General features: G+C 71.3%; 13 protein-coding genes. 8 read left to right on the forward strand and 5 right to left on the reverse strand.

From position 1 onward, the window contains the following. Nucleotides 1-100 precede the first annotated feature (100 nt). Together F6X51_RS06190 and F6X51_RS06195 are read left to right on the forward strand one after the other, a co-directional pair. Entirely contained in the window at nt 101-2,845 is a 2,745-nt protein-coding gene (locus F6X51_RS06190; protein ID WP_407658457.1) for a DUF3772 domain-containing protein, read from the forward strand. A gap of 34 nt (nt 2,846-2,879) precedes the next feature. Beyond that, the gene (locus F6X51_RS06195; RefSeq protein WP_407658458.1) at nt 2,880-3,404 is read left to right on the forward strand and encodes a CAP domain-containing protein; all 525 of its coding nucleotides are present in this window, start codon (nt 2,880-2,882) and stop codon (nt 3,402-3,404) included. A gap of 2 nt (nt 3,405-3,406) precedes the next feature. On the opposite strand, the gene F6X51_RS06200 is transcribed toward F6X51_RS06195, so the two are convergent. Together F6X51_RS06200 and F6X51_RS06205 are read right to left on the reverse strand one after the other, a co-directional pair. Continuing rightward, a complete protein-coding gene (locus F6X51_RS06200) occupies nt 3,407-4,237 on the reverse strand; it encodes an OmpA/MotB family protein (RefSeq protein ID WP_150962356.1) in 831 nt (276 codons plus the stop codon). A gap of 25 nt (nt 4,238-4,262) precedes the next feature. Continuing rightward, a complete protein-coding gene (locus F6X51_RS06205; protein WP_150962357.1) occupies nt 4,263-5,036 on the reverse strand; it encodes a motility protein A in 774 nt (257 codons plus the stop codon). 273 nt (nt 5,037-5,309) lie between these two features. Here F6X51_RS06205 and F6X51_RS06210 point away from each other — a divergent pair, with 273 nt between their 5' ends. Next, complete coding sequence (locus F6X51_RS06210; protein WP_150962358.1) at nt 5,310-7,082, forward strand: glucan ABC transporter ATP-binding protein/ permease; 1,773 nt, start codon at nt 5,310-5,312, stop codon at nt 7,080-7,082. A 160-nt stretch (nt 7,083-7,242) separates the two neighbouring features. On the opposite strand, the gene F6X51_RS06215 is transcribed toward F6X51_RS06210, so the two are convergent. Then, nucleotides 7,243-8,127 (reverse strand): YihY/virulence factor BrkB family protein, encoded by an 885-nt coding sequence (locus F6X51_RS06215; RefSeq protein ID WP_150962359.1) that lies wholly within the window; start codon nt 8,125-8,127, stop codon nt 7,243-7,245. A gap of 207 nt (nt 8,128-8,334) precedes the next feature. On the opposite strand from F6X51_RS06215, the gene F6X51_RS06220 reads away from it, so the two are divergent. Together F6X51_RS06220 and F6X51_RS06225 are read left to right on the forward strand one after the other, a co-directional pair. Continuing rightward, entirely contained in the window at nt 8,335-9,222 is an 888-nt protein-coding gene (locus tag F6X51_RS06220) for a DMT family transporter (protein WP_150962360.1), read from the forward strand. Nucleotides 9,223-9,341: 119 nt separating this feature from the next. Then, the gene (locus tag F6X51_RS06225; RefSeq protein ID WP_150962361.1) at nt 9,342-11,024 is read left to right on the forward strand and encodes an acyl-CoA dehydrogenase family protein; all 1,683 of its coding nucleotides are present in this window, start codon (nt 9,342-9,344) and stop codon (nt 11,022-11,024) included. A gap of 49 nt (nt 11,025-11,073) precedes the next feature. On the opposite strand, the gene F6X51_RS06230 is transcribed toward F6X51_RS06225, so the two are convergent. Then, nucleotides 11,074-11,259 carry a hypothetical protein gene (locus tag F6X51_RS06230; protein WP_150962362.1) on the reverse strand — a complete coding sequence of 62 codons (186 nt, stop codon included), beginning with the start codon at nt 11,257-11,259 and terminating at the stop codon, nt 11,074-11,076. 91 nt (nt 11,260-11,350) lie between these two features. Continuing rightward, on the reverse strand, nt 11,351-12,622 hold the full coding sequence (locus tag F6X51_RS06235; RefSeq protein ID WP_150962363.1) for a glycosyltransferase family 4 protein: 1,272 nt from the start codon (nt 12,620-12,622) through the stop codon (nt 11,351-11,353). Nucleotides 12,623-12,762: 140 nt separating this feature from the next. Between F6X51_RS06235 and F6X51_RS06240 the strand changes: the two genes are divergently transcribed. The 3 genes from F6X51_RS06240 (at nt 12,763) to F6X51_RS27725 (ending at nt 15,699) form a co-directional block, all read left to right on the forward strand. Then, entirely contained in the window at nt 12,763-14,040 is a 1,278-nt protein-coding gene (locus F6X51_RS06240) for a glycosyltransferase family 4 protein (protein WP_150962569.1), read from the forward strand. Between the two features lie 314 nt (nt 14,041-14,354). Then, on the forward strand, nt 14,355-14,708 hold the full coding sequence (locus tag F6X51_RS06245) for a phasin (RefSeq protein WP_150962364.1): 354 nt from the start codon (nt 14,355-14,357) through the stop codon (nt 14,706-14,708). A 181-nt stretch (nt 14,709-14,889) separates the two neighbouring features. Beyond that, nucleotides 14,890-15,699, forward strand: coding sequence for a phasin family protein (locus tag F6X51_RS27725; protein ID WP_191970027.1), 810 nt, complete (start codon nt 14,890-14,892; stop codon nt 15,697-15,699). Nucleotides 15,700-15,710 lie beyond the last annotated feature (11 nt).

Genomic DNA, 15,710 nt, shown 5'->3' on the forward strand with positions numbered 1-15,710 from the left:
CCGGAACATCCAACTGAGCGCCGCCGGAGCCCGGACCTTCGCGTACCGGGCCCCCGGGCCCGCGCCCGGGCCCGAGGCGGCGTCCGACGAAAGGAACTTCATGAGTCGCAGCTTGCTCATGCGCAGCCCGCGCCTCGCGGCGCTTGCCGCCGCGGCCCTGAGCGCGCTCCTGCTCGCCCCCCTCGGGGCGGCCGGCCAGCCAGGCGCGGACCCGGCCAAGCCGCCGGCAGGCGACACGACCAAGCCGCCGGCAGGCGACACGGCCAAGCCGGCGGCAGGCGGCGAGGCGAAGAAGCCCGCGGCCGGGCAGGGGACGCCGGAGGCCAAGCCCGCGGAGGCCAAGCCCGCGCCGCCGAAGGTCGAGATGTCCGAGGCGATGAAGGCGGTGCGCGCCAAGCTCGACGCCGCCAAGTCGGATCTCGCCCAGCGCGAGAAGGACCTCGGGCGCCCGGACCTGACCCCAGTCGACCTGACCCGCATCCGCGACGGCATCGGCCCGGTGGCGGACCAGCTGCGCACCATCGTGGACCGCACCGAGGCGCCCCTCGAGGCGGCGCGCGAGCGCCTGACCCAGCTCGGCCCGAAGCCGAAGGATGTCGAGGAGAGCCCCGAGGTCGTCCAGGAGCGCGCCGAGCGCGAGGCGGCCGTCGCCCGGATCGACGAGACACAGCGCCTCGCCAAGTCGCTCCTGGTCCAGACCGACCAGATCGTCGACCGGGTCTCGAACCGGAGGCGTGAATCCTTCACCCGGGGCCTGTTCGAGCGCTCGCAGGGCCTCCTGACCCCGGCCCTGTGGAGCAAGGTCGGGGCCGACATGCCGCGCGACCTGAAGGCGCTGCAGAGCGCGCTCTCCGATATCGGGCTCCTGTTCGGCCGCAACGGCACGGTCGGCAACCTGCTCCTGCTCGGCCTCGCCTTCGGGATCTCGGTCGCGCTCTATTTCGGCCGCCGCAACATCGCCCCGCGCCTCGGGCGCCGGGAGGCCGGCAAGGTCGACCCGACCCGGCGCCAGAAGCTCCTCGGCGCCTGGCGGGTGATCCTCCTCGGCACCGTGCCGGCGGTGGTCGGCAGCTACGCGGTCTACTATGCCCTCGACGCCACCGACCTCCTGCCCTCGCGCCTGCTGCCGGTGGCCGGGGCCATCCTGGGCGGCCTCGCCTTCATCGCCTTCGTGGAGGCCCTGTGCGACGGCCTGCTCTCGCCGGACAAGCCCGCCTGGCGCCCGGCGCCGGTGAGCGATGCGGGCGCCTCGCGGGTGACCCGGCTCGCCGTCGGCATCGCCACGGTGATCACCGTGGTGAAGTCGATCGAGGCGCTGAATTCCGGGATCTCGGCGGCACTTCCGATCTCGATCGCGACCCGCGGCATCGGGGCGCTCGCCACGGCGCTGATCCTCGCCATCGGCCTGCACCGCTTCGCCGACCGTGAGGAGGAGGAGGAAGCCTGCCTCGGCCCCTACGTGCCGACGCAGACCACCACGGGCATCGGCGGCCCGGCCCGCCTGATCGGCTGGGCCGCGGTCGGAATCATCGGCACCGCGGCGGTGATCGGCTACGTCGCCTTCGCGGCCTTCCTGATCGACCAGCTCGTCTGGAGCGCGAGCCTCCTCGTCCTGCTCTATCTCCTGATCCAGAGCGCCGACACCTTCGTGGGCGGGTCGCTCAGCGACAACACCCGCATCGCCACGGCGCTCCAGGCCAATACCGGCCTGCGCAAGCGCTCGCTCAACCAGATCGCCGTGCTCTCGACCGGGGCCGCGCGGCTGATCCTGTTCCTGATCGTGGCGCTCCTCGTGCTCGCGCCCTGGGGCCTCGATTCCACCGACATCTACTCGTCGGTCCGCACGGCCTTCTTCGGCTTCAAGGTCGGGGACGTCACGATCTCGCTCTCGAGCATCGCCCTCGGGATCGGCATCCTGATCCTCGGCATCGCCATCACGCGGGCGATCCAGCGCTGGCTGGAATACACCTACCTGCCGGCGACCGACCTCGACGCGGGCCTGCGCAACTCGATCTCGACGGTGAGCGGCTATGTCGGCTTCCTGCTCGCCCTCGCGCTGGCCTTCTCGTATCTCGGCCTCAGCCTGGAGAAGCTCACGATCGTCGCCGGCGCCCTCTCGGTCGGTATCGGTTTCGGCCTGCAATCGATCGTCAACAACTTCGTGTCGGGCCTGCTGCTCCTGTGGGAGCGCCCGATCCGCGTCGGCGATCAGGTGCTGATCGGCGACAGCGAGGGCATCGTGAAGCGCATCTCGGTGCGCTCCACCGAGATCCAGACCTTCGACCGCTCGGCCGTGATCGTGCCGAACTCGAACCTGATCTCGGGGGTGGTGAAGAACCGGGTCCGGGGCGACCGCACCGGCCGGGTCACGATCACCGTGGGGGTCCTGCGCAACCAGGACCCGGTGCTGGCCGCCGAGCTGATCGCGCGCTGCGCCACGTCGCACCCGGACGTGCTGAAGGAGCCCGCCCCCCGGGTGGTGTTCCGCAAGATCGGCGACACCTATCTCGATTTCGAGCTGATCGCCATGATCGTCGATGTCGGCCTCGGCCTGAAGGTGCAGACGGACTTGAACTTTGCCGTGTTCAAGACCTTATCTGACGCCGGGCTGATCCCCCCGATGGGGCCCGGCGCCAGCATCGTCACGGTGCAGGGGCTCGACGGGATGCAGTCCGCTCTCGGCGAGATCGCCGGCAAGTTCGGGGTCGGGCCCGGCCGCGGCGGGGACGAGGGACGGCGCGCAAGCGGGGACAGCCCCGCCGCGGCGGCGCCCGCGCTCGAGGAGGCGGAGCCCGTGCGGTCGGCGGTCCCGCGGGACCTCAACCGGCGGAGCGCCGGGAGCTGAGGCGGTCGGCGAGGACAGGGTGGGACGGCGGATCGTGCGTGTCAGTGTGGTGGCGACTCTCCGGGCGACGGCGCTGCGCGTCTCCCTTCTCGGCCTCGCGGCCGCAGGGCTCCTGAGCGCCTGCGCGGGCGGCCCGCAGACCACCTCCGCCCTGCCGAGCCTGTACTGGCCGATGACCACGAACGCGGCGCAGCTCGACACGGCGGCGGCCCGGGACATGATCTCGGCCTATCGCCGGGGCCGCGGCGGCACCGACCTCGCCCTCGATCCGGAGCTCCAGCGCCTCGCCGAGGCCGAGGCCGCCGCGATGGCGCTGGCCGACCGGCCGAGCAAGGCCCAGACCGTGAAGGCCGCGGTGGAGCATCTCGGCTACAAGTCGGCCAACGCCAACCTGTCGGCGGGCTACCACACCCTCGCGGAGGCCTTCTCGGGCTGGCGCGACAGCCCGCCGAACAACGCCGTGATGCTCGACCCAGCGGCCGCCCGCATGGGCATCGCCACCGCCTACGCGCCGAACTCCAAGTACAAGGTCTACTGGGCGCTCCTGGTCGCCCGGTAGCCTCAGCGCAGGCCCTTGAGCGGGGTCGGGGGCGCTTCCTTGAGGAGCGTCACCGTCACCCGGCGGTTGGCCGCGAGGTAGGGGTTGTCGGGAAACAGCGGCTCGGTGTCGGCCTTGCCGGTCACGGAGGCGAAGCGGTCGTCGGGCACGCCCGCGCCCGCCAGGATCTCCCGCACGCTGATGGCGCGGCTCGCCGACAATTCCCAGGGCGGGGCCGGGGGCCGGGTGCCGGGCCGGTCGCTCGCCGTGAAGCCCGTCACGGTGACGCGGTTCGGGAGCTGGCGGATCGCCGGCGCGAGGCGCTCGAGGAGGCGGCGGGTGCGGTCGTTCGGGCGGCTCGAGCCCTCGGGGAACATCGAGCGCCCGTCCTGGTCGACGATGGTCAGGTCGAGTCCCTTCGGGGTCGGCGTGATGATGATGTTCTTCGACAGCTCCGAGACCTCGGGCATGTCCTGCAGCGCCTGCCGCAGGGAGGCGGCGGCGAGCCCGAAATTCTCCGCCTCGCCGCGGTCGGTCAGGCCGATCTCGCTGCTCTGGTCGAGGGCGGGCGGGGTGGTGCGGTCGCTCGCGCGCTCGGGGGGCACCTCGCGCAGGTACTTGACGTGGTCGGCCGTCGGCAGGCCCATCGACTCGATGATGCCGGCGAACTTCGAGTCCTTGTTGGTGCCGAAGGCGTCGCGCATCGAGCCCGCCACCACCTGCATCTTCTTCTGATCCTGCGTCGAGTAGGCGGCGATCATCACGAAGAAGCTCATCAGGAGCGCCATCAGGTCGGCGAAGGTGACGAACCAGCCGTGCCCGCCATGCGCGCCGCCGCGCTTCTTCCTCGCCACAGGCCGGTCCTCCTGTCGCGGGGTCTCAGGCGGCCTCGGCCGTGAGCTCGTCGCGGTGGTTGTGGGGCAGGTAGGCGATCAGCATCTCCCGGACGAGGGAGGAGCTCTTCTGGTCGCGGATCAGCAGGATGCCGTCGATGATGAGCGAGCGCGAGACGTCCTCCTCCTCGAGCTTGACGTGCAGCTTGTCGGCCAGCGGCAGGGTGATCATGTTGGCGATGAGCGCGCCGTACAGGGTGGCGAGCAGGGCGGTCGCCATGGCCGGGCCGAGCTTCGAGGGGTCGGACATGTTGGCGAACATCGTCACCATGCCGAGGATCGTGCCGATCATGCCCCAGGCCGGGGCGCAATCCCCGAAGGCGCGGTAGATCTTCGAGCCCTCGTCGAGATGCATCAGGAAGTTGTCCCGGTCGCGCTCCATCGTGTCGCGGATGAACTCGCGGTCGTAGCCGTCGGCGATGTAGCGGGCGCCCTGGGCCAGGAACGGGTCGGAGATCTCCATGTTCTCGAGCGCCATCGGGCCGCTCTTGCGCACCACGTCGGCGATCTTGGTGATCTCCTCGATCAGCTCGCGCGGCTTCACCGAGCGCATGCTGAAGGCGAAGCGCAGGCCCATCGGCAGGCCGTGCATGATGGTGGTGAAGGGGAAGCGCATCATGGTGGCGGCGGTGGCGCCGCCGAAGATCACGATCACCGCGTGCTTGTCGAAATAGGCGGCGAAATTGCCCCCGTCGATCATGATCAGGATGAACACCACGGCGAAGCCGCCGATCAGACCGACACCGGTTGCGAGATCCATGATGACGATGCCTGGCGGTGGGCTGGATGCCGCGAACGGCCCCGGGAGGACGGCTCCGTCTCGATCGATACGGAATCTCGCTGAACGAACCGTAAAAATCGGCCGGAGCCCTTGCGGACACCGTCATGCTGCGTTCAGGCAGGAACCCGCATAAGCCTTTCAGCCTCAGGAGGTTGAGGGCCCGCAGCGGGCTCGTGCCCCGCGAGGCGGCGGAACGACGGCGAAGGACCCGGAAACACGGGCCGCGCCCTGGGCAGGTCATCGGAGCTCCTCATGTCGCTGGTTCGACTCTACGCGCGGGTCATGGGTCTCCTCGGGCCCGACAAGCGCCTCGCCTGCGGCCTGGCGCTCGCCAACGTGGCGCTGGCGGTCGCGGCCTTCGCCGAGCCGCTGCTGATGGGCCGCATCATCGACCAGCTCACCCACCTGAAGAGCGGCACGAACGCCCTGCCCACCATGGTGCCGCTGATCCTCGCCTGGGTCGCCTTCGGCTTCTTCACCATCGCGGCGGGCGTCGCCATCGCGCTGCACTCCGACCGGCTCGCCCATCGCAGCCGGCTGACCACCATGGCGAACTACTTCGAGCACGTCCTCGACCTGCCGATCGCCTTCCATGCCTCGAACCATTCGGGCCGCGTCCTCAAGGCGATGCTCGAGGGCACGAACGGCATGGCCTGGCTCTGGCTCGGCTTCTTCCGCGACCATTTCGCCGCCCTCGTCTCCCTCGGCGTGCTGCTGCCCCTGACCCTGTTCGTGAACTGGCAGCTCGGCACGATCCTGGTGGTCCTCGTCGTGATCTTCACGGCGCTCACGACCTTCGTGATGCGCCGGACCGAGACCCTCCAGGGCGAGGTCGAGCACTACCATTCGGGCCTCGCCGCCCACGCCTCGGACGCCCTCGGCAACGTCGCGGTGATCCAGTCCTTCACCCGCGCCAAGGCCGAGAAGGAGGCGATGCACGGGATCATCCGCAACCTGCTCGCCGCCCAGATCCCGGTCCTGTCCTGGTGGGCGCTCGCGGCCGTGGCCACCAAGGCCGCCGCGACCCTGACCATGACGGCGATCTTCATCACCGGCATCGTGCTCTACCAGTCCGGCGCCACCACGGTCGGCGAGGTCGTGGCCTTCATGAGCCTCGCCACCATGCTGGTGTCGCGCCTCGACCACGTGGTCAGCTTCGTCAACGGCCTGTTCCAGCAGGCGCCCAAGATGGCCGAGTTCTTCGAGATCGTCGACACGGTCCCGGCGGTGCGCGACCGTCCGGCCGCCAAGATGGTCGCCCGCTTCGAGGGCGAGGTCAGCTTCGAGGGCGTCGCGTTCTCCTACGACGGCCGCCGCAAGGCCCTCGACGGGGTGTCCTTCACGGCGCGGCCCGGCGAGACCGTGGCCCTCGTCGGCACCACGGGCTCGGGCAAGTCGACGACCGTCGGCCTGCTGCACCGGACCTTCGACCCGCAGAGCGGCGCGATCCGCATCGACGGCACCGACATCCGCGACATCGGCCTTTCGAGCCTGCGCCACAACATCGGCGTGGTGTTCCAGGAGCCGATGCTGTTCGCCCGCTCGATCCGCGAGAACCTTCAGGTCGGCCGACCCGACGCCACCGATGCCGAGATGCTCGACGCCCTCGACCGCGCCCAGGCGAGCGCCTTCATGGCCCGCCAGCCCGACGGCCTCGACACCGTCATCGGCGAGCGCGGTCGCTCGCTCTCGGGGGGCGAGCGCCAGCGCCTCTCGATCGCCCGCGCGCTCCTGAAGAACCCGCCGGTCCTGATCCTCGACGAGGCCACGAGCGCCCTCGACGCCGCCACCGAGCGCAAGCTCCAGGGCGCGCTCGAGGCGGTGATGGAGGGGCGCACCACCTTCGTGATCGCGCACCGCCTCGCCACGATCCGCAACGCGGACCGCATCCTGGTCTTCCACGAGGGCCGCATCGTCGAGGCCGGCACCTTCGACGGGCTCGTCGCCGAGAACGGCCGGTTCGCCGAGCTCGCCCGGGCCCAGTTCATGGCGGCCGAGGCCGAGGACATGCCCCTGGCCGCCTGAGCGGCGTCCTGCGAGACCACAACAAAACGGCCCGCTTCCTTCGGGAGGCGGGCCGCGCGAGGTGGAAACATCGCATGGAGCATGAGGCAAAGTCGCCGAAGCGGCGTTCGGTTCCGGGATCGGCGCACGGACCCTACCCTCGCGGGGGCGAGGCCCTGCGTCAGAGCAGGCGGGCGCGCTCGTGCTTGGCCTGCATCTGCGCCTGCAGCCGGCGCCGTCTCGCGGCGATGACCGTGCCGTTGATCTCGCCGCCGAACAGGAACATCGCGGCGAGCCAGTAGAGGAAGACCAGGAACACCATCGCGGTGGCGAGGCCCCCGTAGGTCGACGCGTAGGCGTTCGAGAAGCGGTCGAGGTAGTAGCCGAAGCCGAGCCCCGCCAGGAACCAGAGCAGCAGGGTGACGGCGACGCCGGGCAGCACGGACCAGAACGTGCGCCGGCCGGCGGCGACGAACTTGTGGGCGATGATCAGCACGCTCGCGATCAGGAAGGCCGTGATGCCGATGCGCCCGATCGCGACGGTGAGGCTCAGGGGCTCGAGGCCCGGTGCCACGTTGAGGAGGTTGCGCCAGATCAGGGGCCCGAGCACCACCAGGAACGCGAAGGCGAGCATCGCGAAGGCGCCGCAGACGACGTAGCCGATCGATTCGAGCCGCGTCAGCCACCAGGGCCGCATCTCGCGCAGGCCGTAGGCGCGGTTGAGCCCGACCCGCAGGCTCTCGACGCCGGAGGACGAGAAGTAGAGGGCGAGCACGGCGCCGAGCGTCAGCACGCCGCCGCGCTGCTCCGTCAGCACCCGGTGCATCTCGTTGACGATGGGCTTGGCGACCTCCCGGGGCCAGGCGTCGAAGATCAGGACGCCCGCCTCGTCGGCCAGGGACTTGGTGCCGAACAGGCCGGCCAGCGCCGCGAGCAGGATCAGGAACGGGAACAGCGAGGTCAGGATCGAGAGCGCGATGTGGCTCGCGATGGCCCAGCCGTCGTGGGACACGAAGCGCTGCGCGGCGATCCCTGCGACTTCGAGGCTGGTGCGGAGGCGTCTCACGAAAGGGCTACTCGGGCGTCGCGGCAGCTGCGGCCGGGATACGAGGGCGCGGGGACCCGTTCGTCAACGCATCGGGCCGACCGGCGCGCCGTTCGGGCCGGCAGTGAAGGATCCGCGCAACGCTGCGGTGAAACGAAGCGGCCCGCCCGCCGGCGAGCCCAGATCGCGGTTGCCAAGGCTCCGGGAGCGTGATGCCTGCGCGGGGCCATGTCCACCGCCCCGCGCCCGCCCGCCATCGCCAGCCTCGTGCCGAGCCTGTTCGTCGTGATCTGGGCGACGGGCTTCATCGCCGCCCGGCTCGTCGCCCCCTACTCGGAGCCGCTGACCTTCGTGGCGGCCCGCGTCGTCAGCGTCGCGGCGGTGCTCGCCGTCATCGCGTGGATCGCCGGAGCGCGATGGCCGCGGGACGCCCTCGGCTGGCGCAACGCCCTCGTGGCGGGCGTGCTGATGCAGGGCCTCTACGTGCTCGGCGTGTTCTGGTCGGTGCATCGCGGGTTGCCCGCCGGGATCGCGGCCCTCGTCGGCAGCCTGCAGCCGCTGCTGACCGCGATGCTGGCCCGGCCGCTGCTCGGCGAGTTCGTGAGCCGGCGCCGCTGGCTCGGCATCGGGATCGGCTTCGTCGGCGCCGGCCTCGTGCTCGCCCCGAAGATCGGGGCGGCCGACACCTCCGGCATCCCGCCGCTCGCCCTGGCGGCCTGCCTCGGCGCCATGGCGGCGATGACGCTCGGCACCCTGTGGCAGAAGCGCACGAGCGCGGCCGCCGATCTCCTCACCAACGCGACGGTGCAGTTCGTCGGCGCGGCCGCGCTCGCCGTCCCCCTGGCGCTCCTCGCCGAGGAGGGCCGCGTCACGCCGGCGCTGCCGCTCGCCTTCGGCATGGCGTGGTCGGTCTTCGTCAACTCGGTGGCGGGGATCCTGCTCCTGCTCTGGCTGATCCGGCGCGGCGCGGTGGCGGGCGTCGCCTCCCTGCTGTTCCTGGTCCCGCCGGTCTCGGCCGCGATGGCCTACCTCCTGTTCGGCGAGGCGCTGACCCCGATTCAGATCGCCGGGATGGCCGTGGCGACGGCCGGCGTCGCCATCGCGAACCGGGGCTGACCGAAAAGTATAATGAATTCGAGGGAGATGATCGGCGGAGAAATGCGAGAAACCTCTACTGTGCCGGCGAACCCGCCTATAATGAGCCTCAGCACGTAACAATCTTGAGAGTTTGACATATGTCCGCTTCCCCCGCCGTCTCGCAGGAGCCGCAGGATCTCGTCGCGCTGACGCGCGACGCGGCGGCCTCCGCCAAGACGCTCGTCGCCGAGGCCACCCGCCGCGTCCGCACCCGGGTGATGGGCCCGGACGGCAAGGTCGACCCGGCCAAGCTCGAGGCCGAGCAGCACGCGGCCCACGGCCTCGCCTGGATCGCGACCTACGGCGAGGCCGTGCGCGAGCTCGCGAGCTACGCCGCCACCCTGCGGGAGGCCGGCAAGCTCGGGGAGACCGAGACGCTTCTCGTGAAGATCGGCGCGGGCGAGTACCTCGACCAGATGTTCGGCGGCATCCCGATGAGCCAGGGCGAGATGGTGCGCCCGACGGGGTCCCTCGGCCTGTCGGCCCGCGAGGTCGCGCAGTTCCGCTCCGACGCCGTCGAGGCCCTGATCGCCTACGGCAACACCGCCGAGAACCGCGCCGCGCTGGTGGCCCGGATCCGCGACAACGGCGGCTCGGCCACGATCGGCGATTCCGGCCTCGACGAGGACATGGAGGCGATCCGCTCCGAGATGCGGCGCTTCGGCAAGGCCGAGGTGGCGGCTCAGGCGCATGAGTGGCACCTGAAGAACGACTACATCCCGATGGCGATCGTCGAGAAGATGGCCGAGCTCGGCGTCTTCGGCCTGACCATCCCCGAGGAATACGGCGGCATGGGCCTGCCGAAGATCTCGATGTGCGTGGTCTCGGAGGAATTGTCGCGCGCCTATATCGGGGTCGGCTCGCTCGGCACCCGCTCGGAGATCGCGGCCGAGCTGATCCTGTGCGGCGGCACCGAGGAGCAGAAGAGCCGCTTCCTGCCGAAGATCGCCTCGGGCGAGATCCTGCCGACCGCGGTCTTCACCGAGCCGAACACCGGCTCGGACCTCGCCTCCCTGCGCACCAAGGCGGTGAAGGACGGCGACGTCTGGAAGATCTCGGGCAACAAGACCTGGATCACGCATCCGGTCCGCGCCGACATCATGACCGTGCTCGTTCGCACGAAGCCCGAGGAGAAGGGCCACAGGGGCCTCTCGATGCTGATCGCTGAGAAGCCCCGCGGAACCGACGCCGAGCCCTTCCCGGTGGCCGGCCTCTCGGGCGGCGAGATCGAGGTGCTCGGCTACCGCGGCATGAAGGAGTACGAGCTCGCCTTCGAGGCCTTCGAGGTGCCGGCCGCCAACCTGCTGGGCGAGGTCGAGGGCAAGGGCTTCGCCCAGCTGATGCAGACCTTCGAATCGGCCCGGATCCAGACCGCGGCGCGCGCCATCGGCGTGGCCCAGTCGGCCCTCGATGTCGGCCTGCGCTACGCCGAGGAGCGGGTGCAGTTCGGCAAGGCGCTGGTGAATTTCCCGCGCGTCGCCGACAAGCTCGCCATGATGGCGGTCGAGATCAACATCGCCCGCCAGCTCACCTACTTCTCGGCCCGCGAGAAGGACGAGGGCAAGCGCTGCGACCTCGAGGCCGGCATGGCCAAGCTCCTCGGCGCCCGCGTCGCCTGGGCGGCGGCCGACAACGCCCTGCAGATCCACGGCGGCAACGGCTTCGCGCTGGAATACGCGGTCAGCCGCCTGCTCTGCGACGCCCGCATCCTCTCGATCTTCGAGGGCGCGGCGGAGATCCAGGCGCAGGTCATCGCCCGCCGCCTGCTCGAGGCCGCCTGAGATCGCGGCGCCGGCCCGCGGGCCGGCGCCGCTCCGGCCGGCCTCAATCCTACTTGGTGATCTTCACCGAGACCGGATCGCTCGACGGGAAGGTCTCCTCCAGCGCCTCGTCGAGGCGCTCCTTCAGCTTGCTCTGGCTGTTCTCGGGATGCTGCGCGTCGCCCGGCTTGGCGCTGCCCTGCTGGAAGCCGGGCTTGGTCGCGTCGTCCGGGGTCTTCTTGGCGTCGTCGGCCATCTGGCTCTCCTCGTGTCACGGGTGCACGCTGTCGCCGTGCCGATGCTCGTCAACGCGCCCCGGGTGAGGGTGTTTCCGTCGCCATCGCGTCTCAGGCCGGAACGACGCTGCGGCTGCGGGGAGCCTCGCCGGTCCGGCCCCGATCGAGGGCGGCCTCGCGCATCACCGTCTCGTACACGACCGTGAGCCGGTCGAGATGCGCGTCGGGGCTCAAGGGGGCCGCCCAGTAGCGGTCGTGGGCGGCGCGCCCCATGCGGTCGGCGGTGGCGTCGTCCTGCAGGCGCCGCAGATGCGCCGCGAGCGCATCGGGATCGCCCGAGCGGAACCAGAACCCGGTCTCGCCGTCCTCCACCGCCTCGCGGCCCGCGCAGGCATCGCTGACGATCACCGGAGTGCCGCAGGCCAGGGCCTCGTAGACCGTGAGGGGCTGGCCCTCGTACCAGACGCTCGGGAAGACGAGGGCGCGGGCCTGCCGCATCAGCGCCTGGACCCCGGCCGGATCGCGCCAGCCGAGCATCACGGCCTCGGGGTAGCGCGCGCGCAGCGACGCCGCCTGCTCGCCGTCGCCGACGAAGACGGGGCGGATCCCGGCGCGGCGCGCGGCCTCGGCGAAGATCGGCGCGCCCTTCTCGGTGGAGATGCGGCCGACGAACAGGAAATCCCCCGGCGGGCCGGCGCGCGGCGGCAGCTCCGCCACCGCGATGGGGTTGTCGATCCGATGGAACTGCGTGCCCGGCGGCAGGAGCGGGGCGACGACGCGCTCCTGAAGGTCGCTGATCGTGATGACGTGGCGGAAGAGGTCGGGCAGGCGGGCGACGTGATCGAGGGCGGCGTGGCGCACCACCCGGGCGAGCTTGCGCGGGTAGGATTGCGCGTCGCAATCCGTGGTCAGGCAGGCGGCCGACATCGGCGTGCGGTGGCAGATGCGGGCGGCCGGGTACTCGTAGAAGCCGCCGTTCGGGCAGACCAGGAAGAACTCGTGCATGGTGTAGAGGCAGGCGAGGCGCGACGCCCTGAGCACCTGGCCGATCGAGGGCGAGAGGGCCTTGGCGAAGGCGTGGACGTGGACGATCGCCTCCCGCGGGTCGAGGCGCGCCAATTCCTCCGCCAGCGCCCGCGCGGCCGACCGGTTCCAGATCGCCTGGACCGCGAAGGCGAGCTTGCTCCGCGCCGTGGTGACGTCGTCCTGGTTCAGGCAGACGACCCGGATTCCCGCCGCCTGGAGCCGCGGATCGGCCGGCCCCACCGCGGCGAAGAGCGTGACCCGGTGCCCGCGCCCGGCGAGCCCGAGGGCGGAATCGAGGGCGACCTTGGCCTGCCCGCCATTGATGTGGGCGTGGTCGGTGACGATGAAGACATGCATTGCCGAGCGTCCCGTCCCCAGGCGTCCCGCCCCACGCGGTCGGTCCCGTTTACCGGACGGCAGTTGATTCCCCGTAAACCCCTCACGTGCCGCGCGAAGCCACCCCGGCCTTCGGGGCGCGCGCCGGTCCCGGGGGCACCATGCACGTCGTCATCCTGGCGGAGTTCGCGGTGCCGAGCGGGGGTGCCGAGAAGGTCGCGGTGGAATCCGCCCGCGGCCTCGCCGAGGCCGGGCACCACGTCACCTACATCCAGGCGGTCGCGGGCGAGGCCGACCCGCTCCTCGACCATCCGCGCCTGTCCCGGATCTGCCTCGGTCTCGCCGACGCCTGGAGCCGCCCGGCCGTCGCGGCGGCGCTCGCCGGCATCTGGAGCAGCGAGGCGGCGCTGCGCCTCGCCGGCGCGCTCGCGGGCCTGAAGCGGCGGCCCGACTGCATCCACCTGCACCAATGGACCCGCAGCCTGTCGCCGAGCGTCTTCCCGGTCCTGTTCCGGACCGGCGCGCCGGTGCTCCTGACGCTGCACGATTACTTCCTGGCCTGCCCGAACGGCGTCGCCTACCGGTTCGACCGGGCCGAGCCCTGCGCCCTGCGCCCGATGTCGGCCGCCTGCATCGCCGCGCCCTGCGATTCGAGGAGCCGCCTGCACAAGATGGTGCGCGTCGCCCGGACCGCGGCCCTGCGGCAGGCGATCGGGCGCCGGCCGCTCCACGTCGTCCATGTCTGCGACGCGAGCCGGGCGCGGATGGGGGCGATGCTCGGCGCCTACGCGCTCACGCATCACCGCGTCGACAACCCGGTCTGGGTCGCCGAGCGGGCGACCGCCGCGCCGGGGCAGGGGGACGCGATCGTCTATGTCGGGCGCCTGACCCGCGAGAAGGGCGCCGACCTCGTGGCCGAGGCGGCCCGGCGGGCGGGGCTGACCGCCCTGTTCGTCGGCACCGGCCCCCTCGCGGACGAGTTGCGGCAGCGGCCCGGCGTGGAGCTCGCCGGCTGGCAGTGCCCCGAGGCGGTGCAGGCAATCCTGCGCCGGCGCGCCCGCGCGCTCGCGGCGCCGTCGCGCTGGTACGAGACCGGCCCGCTCACCGTCTACGAGGCGCTGGCCGCCGGCATTCCGGTCGTCGCATCGGAGCGGTCGGGCGCGGCCGAGAAAGTGCGGGATGGCGCGACGGGCTTCGTCGTGCCGCCGGCGGTGGACGATCTCGCGGCGGCCTTCGGGGCCCTGGCGGACCCAGCGCGCGCGACCGCGATGGGGCGCGCCGCCCACGCGGCCTACTGGGCGCGGCCCATGACGATGGCTGCGCACGCGCGCGATCTTTCCGCCTTGTACGAGGAAATCGTGCACAATCGTTCGTGTGCAATGCAGCAAGAAACGGCCGCGCGCGCGTCCGATTCGACGATCGAGGCGGCGCGCCCGTGATCGGCTGAGCTTGACCGTCGCGAACGCGTTCGAGATGCCGACCATTCCGTGCGAAACCGAACGCCGCGATCCGGTTGCAGGACGGACCTGACCGAATATCAGGAAAATTGTCGTGAAATTGACGTCTAGGGGTGGGATGGCATACGCTGATTCGGCGTGTTGTCAGTCCCGATCCGGTGGCTTTCAGGCCCGTCCGAGCTTTGTTCCGGGCCGCGTTATTCCGCCTTGACTTCGATGTTGCATTGCAACATAAGTCCACTCGTTGCCCGCGGCCGAACCTGCCGCGCCCGACGCAAGACGTCCGAGGAGACGACATGACCACCCAGACCTTCGAGATCCCGACCGAGGTGCGCGACTTCGCCGAGAAGAGCGTCGACCAGGCCCGCAACGCTGTCGGCACGCTGATGAGCAATGCCCTCAAGGCCGCCGAGCAGGTGCAGACCACCGGCCAGACGTTCCAGTCGACCCTGCAGGCTGCCGTTGCCAAGGGCTTCGATCACGCCCAGACGAACGCCAACGCCACCTTCGACTTCGCCCAGAAGCTCGTGCGCACCAAGGACCTCCGCGAGGCCTTCGAGCTGCAGACCGAGTTCGTCCGCAGCCAGATCGCCGCGATGCAGGCCCAGGCCAAGGATCTCGGCAGCCTCGCGCAGAACGCTGCGCGCTGAAGACGGCCCGGCCCGCCATCCGGCGGGCCTGACCTCAAGCGGCCTCCCGCAGCCCATGCCGGCGCGGGCGGCCCGACCATCGCCTCGTTGGCGGCTCCAAGCCCGGCCAACCAGAGGCTGACCTCGGTTCTGAGCCCCGCCCTGCGGTGGCCTGACCGAGACGCGTGAGGAGATCGTATCGATGGTGCAGCGTCGGACATCGCGGACCCCCCGAAGCGGACAGCGCGGCGCCTCGAAGGCAGCCCCGGCCCCCGAATCGCAGCCCGAAGCGCTCGCCGCCGACGCCCTCCCGGAAATCGGCGCGGCAGAGGTTTCGGCGAACGAGGTTTCGGCTGACCTGCCGGAGGGTCTGCCGATCGAGCCCGCCGCCGCGGAGGAGCCGCTGCACGAGCAACTGCTGGAGAGCGTGTCCCCGGAGGCGCTGCAGGCCCATCCCGAGGCACCGGAGCCCGAGTCCGAAGCGGATCCGGAGCCCGTCGCCGAGCCCGAGCCGGAGCCGGCTTTTCAGGCCGCCGCTCCCGCCGCCGCGGAACCGATGGCCGAGAGCCCCGAGGCCGCGATCGAGGAGCCCGCGATCGAGGAGCCCGCGGCGCCGGAGCCCGAGCCCGACGTCGAGGCGAGCTCCGAATCCGCCCTCGCGCAGACATTCCCGGAGCCGGCCTTCTCGGCCGTTCCGGCCCTGGCCGAGACGCCCGTGGCCGCCGCGACCGAGACCATGCGCGCCGCCACCTCCGGCTTCCGTCGGCTGAGCATCGGCCTCAAGGCCCAGCCTCTCGACATCGGCGGCATCAACGCGACGCTGTTCGCCTTCCTGCGCAACGAGAGCGCGGCGGCGCTCGCCCATATCCAGGCGCTGTCGTCGGCGAAATCCCCGGCCGACCTGATCCGCCTGCAGGTGGGCGAGTTGCAGCGGGCGGCCGACGCCTCGCTGACCTGCTGGAACGACCTCGCCCGCAAGGCGAGCCGCGTGGTCGAGATCCGGCGCCACTGAGCCGGACCGCG

It is taken from the genome of Methylobacterium planeticum (assembly GCF_008806345.1).
GTDB classification, from domain to species: domain Bacteria; phylum Pseudomonadota; class Alphaproteobacteria; order Rhizobiales; family Beijerinckiaceae; genus Methylobacterium; species Methylobacterium planeticum.

Bases quoted from the DNA above. Each gene is read 5' to 3' on its own strand.
- F6X51_RS06205 (WP_150962357.1), bottom strand. From the start codon at position 5,036: ATGGATCTCGCAACCGGTGTCGGTCTGATCGGCGGCTTCGCCGTGGTG.
- F6X51_RS27725 (WP_191970027.1), top strand. From the start codon at position 14,890: ATGGTGCAGCGTCGGACATCGCGGACCCCCCGAAGCGGACAGCGCGGC.
- F6X51_RS06240 (WP_150962569.1), top strand. From the start codon at position 12,763: ATGCACGTCGTCATCCTGGCGGAGTTCGCGGTGCCGAGCGGGGGTGCC.
- F6X51_RS06220 (WP_150962360.1), top strand. From the start codon at position 8,335: ATGTCCACCGCCCCGCGCCCGCCCGCCATCGCCAGCCTCGTGCCGAGC.
- F6X51_RS06245 (WP_150962364.1), top strand. From the start codon at position 14,355: ATGACCACCCAGACCTTCGAGATCCCGACCGAGGTGCGCGACTTCGCC.
- F6X51_RS06190 (WP_407658457.1), top strand. From the start codon at position 101: ATGAGTCGCAGCTTGCTCATGCGCAGCCCGCGCCTCGCGGCGCTTGCC.
- F6X51_RS06230 (WP_150962362.1), bottom strand. From the start codon at position 11,259: ATGGCCGACGACGCCAAGAAGACCCCGGACGACGCGACCAAGCCCGGC.
- F6X51_RS06225 (WP_150962361.1), top strand. From the start codon at position 9,342: ATGTCCGCTTCCCCCGCCGTCTCGCAGGAGCCGCAGGATCTCGTCGCG.
- F6X51_RS06235 (WP_150962363.1), bottom strand. From the start codon at position 12,622: ATGCATGTCTTCATCGTCACCGACCACGCCCACATCAATGGCGGGCAG.
- F6X51_RS06210 (WP_150962358.1), top strand. From the start codon at position 5,310: ATGTCGCTGGTTCGACTCTACGCGCGGGTCATGGGTCTCCTCGGGCCC.